Genomic DNA, 14,985 nt, shown 5'->3' on the forward strand with positions numbered 1-14,985 from the left:
GTCGGGGTCTCCCGGACTGTGCGAAGGGTGGGCGCGGGTTCAGGGCGCGGATTCAGGACGCGGGGGCGGCGCGGTCGGTGACCAGGCTCATCTCGCAGCCGGTCAGGAAGCGCACGAGGGCCGACTCGTCGGCCGCGACGGCGGGATCGCCCGTGTCGAGGAGGGGGAGCAGCCGCTGCGCCACCCGGGGGGTGATGCCCGACGCCTGCACCGGCACGTCCTGGTAGGGACGGCTCAGGTCGACCATCCGCATGAAGAGGCCTTCGCGCACGAACATGGTGCTCTGCACCAGCGGGCTCGTGGCGTCGGCTGCGGCCTCGCCGTCCTGCTCGCCCAACAGCCGGGCCACGGCCGCAGCTTGGCCGGGACGCACGGGGTAGAGGAAGGCGTGGCGGGTGACCTCGGCCGCGGCGAGCGCCTGCGGGCCGCCGGCGTGGTGCACCGCAGGAAGCGCGGCCCGGGCGAAGAACGCCCGTGCGGACGTCGGGTCGGTCAGGTCGCGGGCTTCCTCGAGGTACGGGTTGACGGCCTCCTCGACCTGTCGCACCTCGGGCTGCTCGGCCACGTGCCGCAGCGCGTTCCCCAGGTCTCCCTTGACCTCCACGGCCCGGACGACCTGGTTGCCGCGCATGAACAGCGAGGTGCGGCACAGGCGCGTGTTGGCGTCGACCCGCGCCTCGGGCGAGGCGTAGCCGGCCAGGATCCGCTCGACCTGCTTCTCGCTGCCCGGCTTGACGGTGAAGGCGATCGCGTGGCGCACCAGCCCCCCGCTGGCCAGCGGCGGCCGCGGCAGCGGGTCGGTGCGGAGGGGCCGCTGGGCGGGGCGCGCGGGCTTCGGAGCCTGCGCCGCCTTCGTGGACTGCGCCGCCTCCACGGCCTGCCCCGTCTCCGGGATCTGGGCAGTCTCCGGGGTCAGGGCTGTCTCCGGGGTTTGGCGGGCGATGACGAACCGAAGCGACCGCGTGTCCGCGACGCAGTCGTGCAGGGGCTGCACCAGCGCGCGGTGGGCGGCGCTGTCCACCCAGCTCAGGAACGGTTCGGCGCACTCCCACTCGCTGGTGATCAGCCACTGCGAGGAGTTGCCCAGCGACTGGCACAACTGGTCGCTGATGTGGCCGGGCACGTCCGCCACCTGATGGCAGATCTGGTCGTAGGCCGCCAGGAACTTCTGCTCCTGGCCCTCGTGCACGTCCAGCAGCAGGACCACCCGGAGACGCTGGTCTGCTGTTCCGGCCGCGGAGGTGTGCGTGTAGTCCGTGGTCACCACAGTGGTTTCTCCCTCTCGCCCGCCGGCGGTCAGGGCTCCGCGCTCTCGTCCGCAGCGGGCGCCACCGGGGGCATCCGGTCGGGGCCTCGGCCCTCGACTCATGACCGTCGGCATATGCCGACGGTGCGATACGTACACGATCGTGACGTGCACTTTGCGTGAGCGCGCGGTGTGTGTGGCAGTCGGGTGAAGAACCGGTCGACGGGCTCGTGCCCGGGGACGGATACGAGCGACCCCGCACGGCCGTCGGCCGCATTCCGCGGCCGCTGCGCCGGCGCCGCCCCCGAAGCACCGTCCCCGAACCGGAGAGCATCAATGACGGCCAACGCCGACGAGAACGTCCCCGTCCTGATCGTGGGAGGCTCCCTTGTGGGGCTGTCCGCGTCGCTGTTCCTCGGCCGCCTCGGCGTCCGGCACCTCCTGGTGGAACGTCACGCCGCGACCTCGCACCATCCGCGCGGCCGCGGCAACAACGTCCGCACCATGGAGCTCTACCGGACCGCCGGCGTCGAGCCGCGCATCCGTGCCGCCGCCTCCGTCCTGGCGGACAACCACGGCATCCTCCAGGCGGACACGCTCACCGGAGCGGAGCAGGAGTGGCTGTTCCGCGAGATCGACCCCGGTGGCGGCCTGGCCAGGCTCAGCCCCGCCGGCTGGTGCCTGTGCTCCCAGAACGACCTGGAGCCCGAGCTGCTGGCCGCGGCCCGGGAGCTGGGCGCGGACATCCGCTTCGGTACCGAGCTGGACTCCTTCGAGCAGGACCAGGACGGCGTCACCGCCGTGGTGACGGACCGTGACAGCGGCCGGAAGCGGACCGTCCGGGCGCAGTACCTGGTGGCCGCGGACGGTCCCCGCAGCCCCGTCCGTGAGCGGCTCGGCATCGGCTGCGGCGGCCGGGGCGACCTGTTCCACAACGTCAGCATCACCTTCCGCGCCAAGCGCCTGGCGGACGAGGTCGGGGACCGGCGCTTCATCGTCTGCTACCTCAGGAACTCCGAGGGCTCCGGCGCGCTGCTGCCCGTCGACAACAAGGAGTCGTGGGTCTTCCACGCGCCCTGGCGGCCCGACTCCGGCGAGACGTTGGAGGACTTCACCGACGAGCGCTGCACCGCGCTGATCCGCGCCGCCACCGGGGTGGCGGACCTGGAGGTGGAGATCACCGGCAAGGCGCCCTGGCACGCGGCCGAGCGGGTGGCGGACGGCTACGGCCGGGGGCGGGTCTTCCTGGCCGGCGACTCCGCCCACGAGATGTCCCCCACCGGTGCGTTCGGCTCCAACACCGGGATCCAGGACGCCCACAACCTCGCCTGGAAGCTGGCCGCGGTCCTGCAGGGCTGGGCCGGACCGGAGTTGCTGGACAGCTACGAGGCGGAGCGCCGCCCCGTGGCCCTGGCGACCGCCGCGCGCGCCTCCGCCCGGTCGGCCGAGCACCGGCACCCCGGATACGACGTCAGCCCGGGCACCGGCAAGCAGGCCGGCATGCTGGCGGTGGTGCTCGGATACCGCTACCACTCGGGCGCCGTGCACGGCGCCGACCCCGAGGAGTCCGCCGTTCCTGAGCAGTTCCGCCCCGGCGCCGAGCCCGGCTCCCGGGCGCCGCACCTGTGGGTGAACCGCGACGGCGTCCGCCTGTCGACACTCGACCTCTACGAACGGGGTCCGGTCCTGCTGACCGGGCCCGGGGGGCGGGCCTGGCACGAGGCGGGGCTGCGGGTCGCCGAGGAACTCGGCGTGCCGCTGGAGTGCCACCGGATCGGCGGCGAGCCGGGGCCCGGGTCCGTCCTCCAGCCGGACGAGGGGGCGGACTGGGCCCAGGCCCACGGCGTGGCCGAGGACGGCGCGGTCCTCGTGCGGCCCGACGGCTTCGTCGCCTGGCGCGCCGTCACCGGGGACGACCGGCCGCTCCAGGTCCTGACCGAGGTGCTGGGCGCCGTCCTGAGCCGGGCCTGACGCCCGCCCGGGAGGAAGCGGAGCCCTGGCCGGGCGGGAGTCCGGTCAGGGCTCCACGAGGTAACGGCCCACCATGCCGCCCATCATGTGGTCGGTGATGTGGCAGTGGTAGATGCGGTCGCCGCTGCGCCAGCGGCGGCCGTGCACGTGGAAGACGTGGAGGCCCTGGCCGAGCGTTGCCACGCGCCAGCGCACGCGGTCGCCGACGCGGGCCCGGAAGGTGGGCGCGCGCGGAAGCCGACCGCCCAATATGTCGTCTGACGGCTGGTGAAGTGCTGGACCGTCATGCCGTCGTAGCCGTTGGGTACGGCGCTGCGCTCGAAGGAATCGGCCGTGCGCCGAGGACGGCATCGCGGGCCCGCGAGGGCTGCCACGGGCGGCGCCGGTCGTCGCCGTCGAAGGCCTTCGTTGCCCGGGGACGGGCATGGGCTCCCCCTTCGGATCGCTGCTCCGGTGCTCCGCAGGGGCGTGTCCGCGCCCGCGCGCGGCGTTCTCCGTCGCGTTCCGGCGACACCAGGCGGTGGTCCCGTGCCGGTGGCGCAGGCCGCCACGTGCCTCCGCCGGTCGGCCGAAGAAGTTCCGCCGTGCGTGAGCTGACGGGCCCCGGGTTGCGCCGCCCGGCGCCGACGGGCCGGGGACAACGGAAGCCGGGCCGGTACGAGGGCGTCCCGTACCGGCCCGGCTCTCCCGTCACGTCGTGTCAGGCGGCTCCGCTCACGCCCGGCGCCACGAAGCGCCGGTGCAAGGGTGAGAAGGTCACCTGCGGCTCTCCGACGACACCGAGCCTGCGGACGACGGGCATCAGCCGTTTGAGGCTGAAGTGCTCGAACGCCGCCTCGGAGTCCCAGACATCGATCACATGCAGCCCGTCGTCCTCGAACCAGGACGCGTGGATGATGCCGCCGTCGGGAGTCCTGTCCTCCCAGTGCACCACCGTGCGGGCGGCTTCGTACTGCTCGGGCGTGACACCCGCCCAGCGCATCGACATGACGACAGCCATTGGGGGTCTCCTTCGATGGACAGTCGCTGACTCCCCCCAGCACGACCATAGATCACGGTCGTCCAGGGGGCACCAGGGAACGGTCCTTCGTGTGCGGGCGGTGGCCACGGCCCGTCGTGGCGTGCGCCCGTTCGACACTCTCGACGTGCGGTGGCGGACGGGCGTTCGTAGCTTCGACACGAGACGACGCACACGGCGTCGGTGTCCGAAAGGGCGGTTGAGGGAATGTCGTCAGGATGGCTGTTCTGTGGCCTGCTCGGTGCCGCGGTCTCACTACCGGTCGCCGTGCCCGCCTATCCCGAGTCCGGGACGGCGGTCCATCTGGTCCACCCCGGACAGTCGATCCAGGCGGCGGTCGACGCCGCCCGGCCGGGGGACACCGTCCTGGTCCAGGCCGGGCACTACCACGAGAGCGTGCTGCTCAGGACCTCCGGGGTGACCCTGCGCGGCGCCGGTCCGCTGACGGTGCTGTCCCCGCCCGACGGCGCTGCGACCGGCGCCTGTGCGGCGGCCGGTGACGGGATCTGCGTGTTCGGGACGGCCGACCACCCCGTGACCGACGCCCGCATCGAGTCGCTCACGGTCTCCGGATTCCGCATCGACGGCATCTCCGCCTCCGGCACGGACGGACTGACGGTCCGTTCCGTCGAGGCCCGGGACAACGGGCAGCAGGGCATCAGCGAGGAGAAGTCCGTTCGCAGCCGTGTGGCCGGCAACACCGCGCACGGCAACGGGCAGGCGGGCGTCTTCCTGGCCAACATCGCGGACGGCAAGGGCGTAGGCGTCGACACCGACGGCACCCGCGTGTCCGGGAACCGGCTCTACGGCAACCGGTTCGGCGTCGTCGTCCGGCGGTTGCGGAACCTCGTCGTCGCACAGAACACCGTCACCGGCAACTGCGGCGGCGTCTTCATCGTGGGGGACGACACCCGCCCGCGTGCCGGCGACCTGACCGTCCGGGGCAACCTGGTGAACGACAACAACTCCTACTGCCCGGCGACCGACCGGCTGCCCTACATCCAGGGCAGCGGCATCGTGCTGACCGGGGTCGAGCAGACGCTGGTCACCGACAACGAGGTGGACGGCAACGTCGGAGCCTCGCCGCTCTCGGGCGGAATCGTGCTGTTCCGCAGCTACGTGGGCGGTCAGAGCACCGACAACACCGTCCGCGACAACCTCGTGGTGGACAACCGCTCCGCCGACCTGGCCGACCGGGACGGCGGAGCGCGCAACGTGTTCGTCGCCAACGTCTGCCGCGTGTCCGAACCCGCCGGACGATGCTGACCGGCCGTCACGGGGCCCCGTCGGGCCCGCTGATTCCGAACGCCCCGCACAGACGCGGGTCAGAAACGAAGGGTTGTCCCAGATGACCACTGCCTCCAAGGTCGAGCAGTCGAAGCCGCCGGTCGTGCAGCTGCGCGAACTCGCCTTCAGTGCCGCCTGCGCCGCGGCGGTCCGGGCGGCGACGCGCCTCGGCGTGGCCGACGCCCTCGACGACGTCCCGCTCAGCGCCGAGGAGCTGGCCGCCGCGACCGGCGCCGAACCGAGAGCCCTGACCCGGCTGCTCCGCGCCCTGTGCTGCTTCGGCATCTTCGCCGAGGAGGAGGGCGGGTTCGCACACACGGAGATGTCACGACTGCTGCGCGAGGACGCGCCGAACAGTCTGCGCTACATCGTCCTGTGGTGCACCGAGCCCTGGACCTGGCAGGCGTGGGGGTCACTGGACGACGCGGTCCGCTCCGGCAGGAGCGTCTTCAAGGACCTGTACGGCAAGGAGTTCTTCGAGTACCTGCACGGTGAGGCGGCCGAGTCCGCCCAGGTCTTCAACCTGGCGATGACCCACTCCAGCCGGCAGTCCGCCCAGGACTTCGCCCACGCCACGGACCTCGCGGGGGCGTCGACGGTGGTGGACATCGGCGGGGGACAGGGCCACGTGCTGGCCGAGCTGCTGCAGAAGTACCCGAACCTGCGGGGCACCCTGCTGGAGCTCCCCGAGGTCGTCGCCAACGCCGACCCGCGCCTGCGCCCGGGGGGCGAGCTCGCCGACCGGGCGACCCTGCTCGCCGGGGACTGCCGTCGCGCGGTTCCCGTGCAGGCCGACGTCTACGTCATCAAGAACATCCTGGAGTGGGACGACGACAGCACCCGCCGGACGCTCCGCAACGTCGTCGGCGCCGCGCGCCCGGGCGCGCGGGTCCTGGTGGTGGAGAACCTCGTCGACGACAGCCCCTCGATGAGGTTCACCACGGCCATGGACCTGATGCTGCTGCTGAACGTCGGCGGGGCCAAGCACACCCGCGCGAGCATGAGCGCGCGGATGACCGAGGCAGGTCTGGAGATCACGGACGTGCGGCCGGTCAACGGATACCTGCACGTCTTCGAGAGTCTGGTGTCGCAGGGCTGATGACGGAACGTTTCCCCCGGCCCGGGACCGGTGAAGTCCCCCGGGGCGGCGGCCGGTTCGACGGTGTGAACGCGCCGACGGGGGCGCGGCGTCGACACTTCACACCCTTCAGGGGCTAGCGTGGCCGCGTCAGCCCCGCCAGGCAGGGAGGCGCAGCGCGTGCTGCGCGCTCCGGCCTCGGTGCGGGCCGTCAGGCCACCGCGGAGGGGATGTCCATGACGCCCAGGCTCAGCCCGTTGGACCACGCCTTCTGGTGCCTGGAGTCACCCGACGCCCCGATGCACATCGGCGCCCTCGCCGTGTTCGGCGGCGGGCCGGCCGGACCGGCTGGGCCGCCCGGACGGGTCGATGCCGAAGCCGTCGCCGCGCTGCTGGCCCGGCGGGCGCAGCGGATCCCCCGGCTGCGCCGACGGGTGCAGCCCTCGCGCAACCCCCTGGAGGGCCCTGGCTGGGAGGACCAGCCGGACTTCGACGCCGCCACGCAGACGGTGTGTCACCAGCTGCCCGCCGACGTGACCGCGGACCCCTCCGACCCGCGGCTGTGCCGGATCGTCGGCGAGCTGATGGCCCGCCCGGTCCCGCGCGAGGCCCCGCCCTGGGAGATGCACCTGCTCAGCCCCGCAGGCATTGGCGGCGCGGACGGCGAACCGGTGCTGTTCCTGCTGCTCAAGGTCCACCACGCCGTCGTCGACGGCCTGCGTGCACTGGAACTCGGCATCCGCCTGCTCGACGGCCACTCCGAAGCTCCCGACCCGGCCGACCCGGAGGCGTCGGCTGCCCCCACGCCACTCGCGGCGGCGAGCGGACCGGCCCCGTTGCGACTGCTGCGGTCGCTGCCGATCGAGGCCCGCCGGACCCTGCGCGCGACCGAGATCGCGGCCAGCGCGCTGCTGGCCGCCGCCGACGGCGTGGACCGCGCCCTGCGACACCCCTCCCCGATGCGGCCCCCACTGCTGCGCGCCCCCGCCACCTCCGGCCACGGGTTGGCCCTGCCCGCCCTCGTCGTCGACGACGTCCGGATCATCCGCAAGACCCACGGCGGTACCGCGAACGATGTCGTGCTGGCCGTCCTCGCGGGCGCGCTGCGCGGCGCGGGCGAGCGCACGGACGTGCGGGTGATGGTCCCGGTCAGCCAGCGCGGACGTCGCACCGCCACCGGCACGCCCGCCGCCGGGAACCGCCTCTCCGGCTTCCTGGTGGACCTGCCTGTTTCCGAACCCGACCCCGTCGCCCGACTGCGTCGCGTCCGCGCGACGATGGACGCCCGCAAGGCCGCCGGGCCGCGGCGCGGCGCGGGCGCGGTCGCCCTGCTGGCCGACCTCGTTCCACCCGCCGCCCACCCCCTCGCCGCACCGCTGCTGCGGCCCTCCGCAGGGCTGCTGTTCGACGCCCTGGTCACCAACGTGCCGCTCCCTGACCGGCCCTTCGCCCTCGCCGGCATGCCGCTGACCGGCCTGCACCCGCTGGCCCCGCTCGCCCGCCACCAGGCCCTCTCCGTGGCGGTCAGCTCCTTCCGCGGCCGCCTCCACCTCGGCCTGCGCGGCGCGTTCGCCACCCCGGAGCTCTCCCGGGCCGTCGAGGCAGCGGCGGCGGAGCTCCTCGCCACCTGCTGAACACGACTGGGAATACGGCTCGTTGGGCGCTGTCGGCGGGAGCGTCGGAGCGAAGGCGCCTGGAGGACGAGGACCTTGTGTGAAGACCGGTCGGCTGGCACGCTCGGCCTGTGATCGAGGCGCAGGAGAGCTTCGCGGTCGCTCGGGCTGCCGACGGCTGGTGGTTACGGGCGCTGCCCCGGGACGAGCGGGCCACGCGGGAGAGGCCGGACTGGGCCCTCTTCGTCGATCGGGCGCTCGCTGCCGTGCCACCGTTCCGGCCCATGGACGGACCGCCAGGAACGGCGGGGTTCGAAGCGGTCCTTGCGCCGCTCGCGCGGGCGGCCGCCGAACGGATCCCGGCGGGCCCCGCGGCCGGAGCGGTCGATCTCGCCGCCGTGCGGGCCGAGTTCGTCCGGCGGCTCGGTGCCACCCTGGCGCGGCGGTCCGCCCGGACGCTGGTGCTGGAACTCGACGCGGCGAGGCGGCGCGGTGACCTCAACGGTGACACGCCGTCCGAACGGTTCCACAGCTTCGCCGCGATGACCGGCTGTCAGTCGGGCCTCGCCGCCCTGTTCGCCGCGTACCCCGTGCTGGCACGCCTGTTGGGGCAGACCTGTCTGCACGCCGCCGAGGCGCTGGCCGAGTTGCTCGACCGCTTCGAGGCCGACCGGCCGGACGTCGTCGCCACCCTGCTCGGCGGAGCGGACCCGGGCGCCCTGGTCGGCGTGGCGAGCGGAGCCGGGGACGGGCACCGGCGCGGCCGGAGCGTGGCCGTTCTCCGCTTCGCCGACGGCCGCCGCGTGGTCTACAAGCCGCGGCCACTCCGGGCCCACCGGCACTTCAACGACGTCGTCGGCTGGTTCAACGCGCGGCCCGGCACGCCGGGTCTGCCGGTGGCGGCCCTGCTGGACCGGGGCGGGTACGGATGGGTCGAGCACATCGCCCACCTGCCGAGCGCGAGCGAGCAGGACCTCGAGCGCTTCTACCGCCGCCAGGGTGCTCTCCTGGCACTGCTGTACGCCTTGGACGGCACCGACTTCCACCACGAGAACCTGATCGCCCGGGGCGACGAGCCGTTCCTCATCGACGTCGAGACGCTGTTCCACCCGCCGCCCACGGGGCCCGGTGTCGACGACCCGGCGGCCGCGGCCCTCCAGGCCTCGGTGTACCGGACGGGCCTGCTGCCGCACCTGCTCCTCGGGGACCGGGCGGCCGTGGACGCTTCCGGGCTGGGCGGTGACGCGGGCGCGCCGCTGCCGGCGGACGCGGTGACCTGGGCTGATCCCGGAACGGACCGGATGCGGCTGGTCCGCGGGCCGCAGGTGCTCACCGGTGCCGCCAACCGGCCGAGCCTCGCCGGCGTCGCGGCTGAGCCCGCGGCCTACCTGGACGCACTGCTCGACGGCTTCCGCGCGGGCTACCGGGCCGTGGCCTCCGGCAGGACCGAACTGCTCGGCTCGCAGGGTTGGTTGGCGCGCTTCGCAGGGGCCGAGGTCCGGGTCGTGGTGCGTCCCACGCAGACGTACGCGACGCTGCTGGCCGAGTCGACCCACCCCGACGTGCTGCGGGACGCGGCGCAGCGGGACGCGCTCTTCGGGCTCCTGGGCACGAACCGAGCCGCCGGTCCGGGCCACCCCGGCGTGCTCGGCCACGAGATCGCACAGCTGTGGGACGGCGACGTGCCGCTGTTCACCACCCGGCCGGACTCGCTGGACCTGTGGAGCGGCGACGCAGGACGGATCCACGGCGCGCTGGACCGCACCGGCCTCGACCGGGTGGCCGAGCGGCTCCGGAGCATGGACGAGAGCGACCTGGAGGCGCAGCAGTGGGTGATCCGGGCGTCGATGGCCGCGCGCTCGACGGCCGCCGCCCATGCGCCCGCGGCCCGGCGTTGGGCGTCGAGCGGACCGGGGGAGCCGGACCCGGGCCGGGAGCCGGACACGGATCCCGAGCAGTGGCTCGACGCCGCGTGCCGCATCGGTGACCTCCTTCTCGCCTCGGGCCACCGCGGCTCCAGGCGGACGAACTGGCTCGGCCTCGAGCTCATCGCCGACCGCTACTGGCAACTCCGGCCGTGCGGTGCGGACCTGGGCGGCGGGTACACCGGCGTGGCTCTGTTCCTCGCCCAGCTCGCCGCCCTCACCGGGCAGGACCGTCATGCGGAGGCGGCCGTCCGCGCGCTGGCCCCACTGCCGTCGGTGCTGGAACGGCTCGCGGCCAGCCCCCAGGACCTCGCGGCCGTCGGCCCCGGCGGGTACGCCGGGCTGGGCGGCATCGCCTACGCGGTCACGGCGGCGGCCGCTGCCCTGGACGACCCCGGCCTGGCCTCCCTGCGCGACCGGGCCGTCGACCTGACCGTGCTCGCCGCCGAGTCGGAGCCGGCTGCGGGACCGACAGAGGGACCGGCGGAGCGACCGGCGGGCGGGCTGACGGAGGGTCTGGCGGAGGGTCTGGCGGGCGGCCTCGCCGCGCTGCTCGCCGTCCACCAGGCGACCGGTTCGGCCGGGGCCTGGCGCGGAGCGCGAGCGTGCGCGGCCCGCCTGGCCGCGCGTCCGCTGCCGCCCGAGCCGGGCTTCGCGAGCGGCGCGGCCGGGGTCGGCTGGGCGCTGCTCGGCTTCGCGGAGGCCGCGGGTGACGCGGACTGCGAACGGGCCGGTCTGGCCGCGCTGCGGGCTGCCGCCGTCGGAACCGCCGCGGACCGGCGGGCCGAAGGCGCCTGGTGCCGCGGGCTCGTCGGCGTCGCGCTGGCGGTGGCCGACCGGCCGGTCGCGTCCGGCGACGCGCAGTTGGCGGAGCTCGTGGAGCGGACCCTCCGGGGCCTTGACGCGCGGCCCGGACCGTTGCCGGACCACAGCCTCTGCCATGGCGAGCCGGGCGTTCTGGAGCTCCTCGGCCGGTCGGCCGCCCTCGTCGCCCCCGTCGCCCCCGGCGCGCAGGCTGCGCGGAGGCGGCGGGCGCGGCGGTGGGTGGCCGTGCTCGAACGGCACGGGCCCGTCTGCGGCACCCCGGCGGCCCTGGCCGTGCCCGGCCTGCTGACCGGTCTGGCGGGCGTCGGCCATGGCCTGCTGAGACTGGGCTTCCCGGAGCGGACGCCCTCGGTGCTGCTGCTGCAGGCGCCGACACCCTGAGTGCGCGTCAGCGGCGCCAAGGCCCTGACGCTCGTAGGAGAGGAACGGACCCACCCATGCAGACCACCGACGCCGTCCCAGCGGCCGACACCCTTCCCGTGCCGGAGCGGCCGCACCTTCCTCCCGCGGAGGCGCAGGAGCACCCGATCGGCGGGATCACGCTGTGGAGCACCGGCGCCCTGGGGCGCCGGGCGAGCGCGCTGTCCGGCGGCGGCGAGGCGCTCATGCTGTCGCACGACCCGTGGGAGACCATGACCTGGACCTCCCGCGACGGCAACACGGACTTCTAGGCCGCAAGCGCCGCCGGGCCCCCGCGGCCGGCCAGGGCCGCGCTTTCTTCCCTACCCGATCGTGATCGACTCGCATAGCCTGCGGCCATGTTGACCAGATCACCCGTCACGGTCGGCCGGACCGAGGAACGTGTCCTGCTGGAACGTCTTCTGGCGGACTGTCAGAAAGGGCGGGGCCATGCGGTGTTCGTCTCGGGGGAGGCCGGGATCGGCAAGTCCCGGCTGGCCGGGGAGTGCGCCCGGCACGCCGCCGGTCTGGGGCTGCCGCTGCTGCGAGGCCGCAGCAGCCCCAGCACGGCCGCCTCGCCGTTCCGCCCCCTCGCCGAGGCACTGAGCTCCCATCTGCGCCGGACGGGCCCGCCGGAGGCGGCGGAACTGCTCCCGTACCGGGCGTCCCTGTCGCAGGTCGTCCCCGAATGGCGGACCGGCGACGTTCCGGGCCGTCCCGAGTGCGTGACCGATCTCGCCGAGGCCCTGCTGCGGCTGCTCGCCGTCATCGGCCGGGAGACCGGCTGCCTGCTGGTGCTGGAGGACATGCACGACGCGGACACCGAGACGCTGGCCGTGGTGGAGTACCTGGTCGACAACCTCGCCGACCTGCCCGTGCTGCTGGTGGCGACGCTGCGGGCGGAGGCAGGCGCCGCGTTCGACCTGATGCAGGGCGCCGAGCAGCGCAGGGTCGCCACCGCCCTCGCGCTCGGACCGCTGGGCGCGCCGGAGGTGCACGACATGGCCGCCGCCTGCCTGGGCGTGCCGGTCGGCGGGGTGCCCGCCGGCGTGGTCGACCGGCTCGCCGAGGTGGGCGGCGGAAACCCCTACCTGGTCGAGGAGTTGCTGGCGGACATGGTCGGCAATGGCGCGCTGCGGCAGGAGGGGTCCGGCTGGCGCGTGGCGGGGGACCTGGCCGCCACCGTCCCGTCCGGGGTGGTGCGCGCGTACGCCGCCCGGACGGCCCGCCTCGCCCCCGCGACCCGGGACCTGGTCGTCCTGGCGGCCCTGCTCGGCCCCCGGTTCACCGTCGACACCCTCCGGCTCGTCACCGGGCGCGACGAGGGCCGGCTCTTCGCCGAACTGCGTGAGCTGGTCCATGCGGAGCTCGTCGTCTCCGACGGCGCCGTGCCCGACGGCTACGCGTTCCGCCACTCCCTGATCGGCGAGGCGCTGGCCGCCGGCCTGCCCTCCGCCGAGCGGGCCGCCGTCGCCAGACGGGCCGCCGCCGCGCTCCGCGGGACCGTGCCCGAGGCCGACGAGCGGCGCCACCTCGCCGCCCGGCTGCTGGAGGTCGCCGGGGACGGAGCCGCCGCCGCACTGTTGTACGCCGAGGCAGGGCGGCAGGCGCTGGCCGCGGGCGCCTCGGGTGCGGCCGTCCGGCTGCTGGAGCAGGGACACCGGCTCGCCGCCGGCCCCGACCGCGTCGCCGTCACCGAGTCACTGGTCCACGCCCTCGCCGAGGCCGGTCGCCTGGACCGCGCGCTGGAGCTGCTCGACACCCTCCCGACCACCGGCGCCGCGGCCCCGAGCACCGACAGCAGGATCGAGCTGCACACCCGGCTGGCCTGGACGGCACTGATGGCCGGGCGCAGCAGCGAGGGCGTCGGGCAGTTCGCGGCCGCGCAGGAGCTTCTCGGCGACCGGCACGCGCCCGCGCTGACCGCCGCCCTCGCGGTGGTCAGGGGCCATCTGGCGCTGCTGCCCGGGCAGCAGGAGCTGCTGCCGGGCACCGAGCAACGGGCCTTGTGGGCCGCCGAGTTCGCCCAGCACGCGGACCTGCCGGAACTGGCCTGCAAGGCCTGGCAGCTGCTCGCCCTGCTGGCCAGGGAACGCGGCTTCGACGAGGCCGACGCCTGCCTGGCCCGGATGCTGGCGGTGGCCGAGGCGCACGCGCTGCCGCACTGGCGGTTCGAGGCGCTGATCCGCCTCGGCGCCAACTCCTTCATGCGCAAGGGCGACGCCCGCACCCTCGAGGAGGCGCTGGCCGCCGCCCACGAGCTGGGCTCGCCCGGACGGGCCCACCGGACGGAGGCGTTGCTGGCCATGTACGCGGTGCTCACCGGCGACCCGCGGCGGGCCCAGGACATCATCGACCGCTGTCTGGACGCCACGGGCCGGATGCGCGCTCTCGGCACCCACCAGTACCTGCTGCTCACCGCGGCCACGCTCGCCGGACACCGGGGCCAGGCGCGGGCGATGGAGGAGCGGTCGCTCGCCTTCGACCGCGCCGGAGGCGGGCGGTCGTTCCTGGTGCCGGTGATGCTGGGCCTGAACCGGGCCGTCTGCGCCCTGCTGCAGGAGAACCGGCCGCTGGCCGAGGCCGAGTTGGCCGCCGCCGCGGAGTGGGAGCGCGGCCGTCCGAACGTCTTCTACCTGGCCGGCCGGTACGGCCTGCGGCCGTTGCTCGACGTCCTGGCGGGGCGCGCCGGCCGTCCTGCGTACGCCGACGTGTCGGCGATGCCGGCGGCCGACCTCGCATGGAACCGCCAGTTCCTGGTGGCCGCCGACGCCGTGCTGCTGGGACGCGAGGGCAGGCCTGAGGACGCGGCGCGGGCCGTGGCCGAGCTGCGGCGCTATCGGAAGGTCTTTCCCACCGGCGCCCATCTCGCCCTGCGGCTGGTCGCGGAGGCGGCACTGGCGGACGGTTGGGGCGACCCGGTGGCCTGGCTGCGCACCGCCGAGGAGTACTTCCACGGGCTGGAGGCCTCCGCGGTGGCGGGAGCCTGCCGGGCCCTGCTGCGCCGTGGCGGCGCCACCGTCGCCCAGCGCCGCAGCGGCCGGGACCGCATCCCGGACGTCCTGCTCTCCTCGGGCGTGACGACCCGTGAGTACGAGGTCTTCGCGCTGATGGTCAACCGGCCGCCCAACCGGGAGATCGCACATCGACTGGTGATCTCGCCCCGCACGGTGGAGAAGCACCTGGCGAGCCTGCTCCGCAAGACCGGCCTGCCCGACCGTGCGGCGCTCCATCGGCTGGCCGCCGACCTGGTGGCGGGCGAGGCCGACGGCTGAACCCGCCCCGCTGAGCCCCCGCTGCGTTCGCTGCGAAGAGGCCGGGGGACGCGCGGAGAACATGGGTGGGGGCGGGGGAAAACATGGGGCGGTATCCGGCATGTCCACGATCACCGGCTGCTGTTGACTGGGCCCAGCCGATCGGCCAGGCCCTCTCACCCGGGAACGCGACCTCGCGTTCCCGCACCCTGAAGGAGTGATCAGGATGAGCGTTCTCAAGCTCCAGAACCTGCAGCCCCGCGTGGCCCCCGCGAAGGCCGGGATCATCAGCGTCACCAGCAGCTCCAGCGACTGCTGCAAGACGACCACGCCGCCGAACCACAACTGACCCGGCGGGGCCCGTGCGGG

At 74.6% G+C, this 14,985-nt stretch carries 11 protein-coding genes; 8 read left to right on the forward strand and 3 right to left on the reverse strand.

What is annotated here, in order from left to right:
* Window positions 1–52 precede the first annotated feature (52 nt).
* Entirely contained in the window at window positions 53–1,264 is a 1,212-nt protein-coding gene (locus TR49_RS30660; RefSeq protein WP_042387361.1) for a SchA/CurD-like domain-containing protein, read from the reverse strand.
* Between the two features lie 318 nt (window positions 1,265–1,582).
* On the opposite strand from TR49_RS30660, the gene TR49_RS30665 reads away from it, so the two are divergent.
* Window positions 1,583–3,217: an FAD-dependent oxidoreductase gene (locus tag TR49_RS30665; protein ID WP_042387317.1), complete on the forward strand. Its 1,635-nt coding sequence runs from the start codon at window positions 1,583–1,585 to the stop codon at window positions 3,215–3,217.
* Between the two features lie 45 nt (window positions 3,218–3,262).
* On the opposite strand, the gene TR49_RS30670 is transcribed toward TR49_RS30665, so the two are convergent.
* Window positions 3,263–3,400, reverse strand: a complete 138-nt coding sequence (locus tag TR49_RS30670; protein ID WP_152627529.1) for a multicopper oxidase domain-containing protein — start codon at window positions 3,398–3,400, stop codon at window positions 3,263–3,265.
* A 517-nt stretch (window positions 3,401–3,917) separates the two neighbouring features.
* Complete coding sequence (locus TR49_RS30675) at window positions 3,918–4,217, reverse strand: hypothetical protein (protein ID WP_042387320.1); 300 nt, start codon at window positions 4,215–4,217, stop codon at window positions 3,918–3,920.
* Between the two features lie 225 nt (window positions 4,218–4,442).
* Here TR49_RS30675 and TR49_RS30680 point away from each other — a divergent pair, with 225 nt between their 5' ends.
* From TR49_RS30680 to TR49_RS45070, 7 genes are all read left to right on the forward strand, one after another.
* Entirely contained in the window at window positions 4,443–5,501 is a 1,059-nt protein-coding gene (locus TR49_RS30680) for a right-handed parallel beta-helix repeat-containing protein (RefSeq protein ID WP_042387321.1), read from the forward strand.
* An 82-nt stretch (window positions 5,502–5,583) separates the two neighbouring features.
* Entirely contained in the window at window positions 5,584–6,621 is a 1,038-nt protein-coding gene (locus TR49_RS30685; RefSeq protein ID WP_042387322.1) for a methyltransferase, read from the forward strand.
* 215 nt (window positions 6,622–6,836) lie between these two features.
* Complete coding sequence (locus TR49_RS30690) at window positions 6,837–8,234, forward strand: wax ester/triacylglycerol synthase domain-containing protein (protein ID WP_042387362.1); 1,398 nt, start codon at window positions 6,837–6,839, stop codon at window positions 8,232–8,234.
* Between the two features lie 263 nt (window positions 8,235–8,497).
* A complete protein-coding gene (locus TR49_RS30695; protein WP_152627530.1) occupies window positions 8,498–11,344 on the forward strand; it encodes a type 2 lanthipeptide synthetase LanM family protein in 2,847 nt (948 codons plus the stop codon).
* 56 nt (window positions 11,345–11,400) lie between these two features.
* Window positions 11,401–11,634 carry a hypothetical protein gene (locus tag TR49_RS30700; protein ID WP_042387325.1) on the forward strand — a complete coding sequence of 78 codons (234 nt, stop codon included), beginning with the start codon at window positions 11,401–11,403 and terminating at the stop codon, window positions 11,632–11,634.
* Between the two features lie 87 nt (window positions 11,635–11,721).
* The gene (locus TR49_RS30705; RefSeq protein WP_042387326.1) at window positions 11,722–14,637 is read left to right on the forward strand and encodes a helix-turn-helix transcriptional regulator; all 2,916 of its coding nucleotides are present in this window, start codon (window positions 11,722–11,724) and stop codon (window positions 14,635–14,637) included.
* Window positions 14,638–14,842: 205 nt separating this feature from the next.
* The gene (locus TR49_RS45070) at window positions 14,843–14,965 is read left to right on the forward strand and encodes a class III lanthipeptide (RefSeq protein WP_201776248.1); all 123 of its coding nucleotides are present in this window, start codon (window positions 14,843–14,845) and stop codon (window positions 14,963–14,965) included.
* The last annotated feature ends 20 nt before the right edge of the window (window positions 14,966–14,985 follow it).

Origin of the sequence: Streptacidiphilus melanogenes (genome assembly GCF_000787835.1) — a bacterium.
In the GTDB taxonomy this organism is placed as follows: domain Bacteria; phylum Actinomycetota; class Actinomycetes; order Streptomycetales; family Streptomycetaceae; genus Streptacidiphilus; species Streptacidiphilus melanogenes.

Excerpts from the sequence above, each read along its gene's own strand:
- TR49_RS30700 (WP_042387325.1), top strand. The coding sequence starts at position 11,401 with ATGCAGACCACCGACGCCGTCCCAGCGGCCGACACCCTTCCCGTGCCG.
- TR49_RS30695 (WP_152627530.1), top strand. The coding sequence starts at position 8,498 with ATGGACGGACCGCCAGGAACGGCGGGGTTCGAAGCGGTCCTTGCGCCG.
- TR49_RS45070 (WP_201776248.1), top strand. The coding sequence starts at position 14,843 with ATGAGCGTTCTCAAGCTCCAGAACCTGCAGCCCCGCGTGGCCCCCGCG.
- TR49_RS30665 (WP_042387317.1), top strand. The coding sequence starts at position 1,583 with ATGACGGCCAACGCCGACGAGAACGTCCCCGTCCTGATCGTGGGAGGC.
- TR49_RS30705 (WP_042387326.1), top strand. The coding sequence starts at position 11,722 with ATGTTGACCAGATCACCCGTCACGGTCGGCCGGACCGAGGAACGTGTC.
- TR49_RS30690 (WP_042387362.1), top strand. The coding sequence starts at position 6,837 with ATGACGCCCAGGCTCAGCCCGTTGGACCACGCCTTCTGGTGCCTGGAG.
- TR49_RS30680 (WP_042387321.1), top strand. The coding sequence starts at position 4,443 with ATGTCGTCAGGATGGCTGTTCTGTGGCCTGCTCGGTGCCGCGGTCTCA.
- TR49_RS30675 (WP_042387320.1), bottom strand. The coding sequence starts at position 4,217 with ATGGCTGTCGTCATGTCGATGCGCTGGGCGGGTGTCACGCCCGAGCAG.
- TR49_RS30685 (WP_042387322.1), top strand. The coding sequence starts at position 5,584 with ATGACCACTGCCTCCAAGGTCGAGCAGTCGAAGCCGCCGGTCGTGCAG.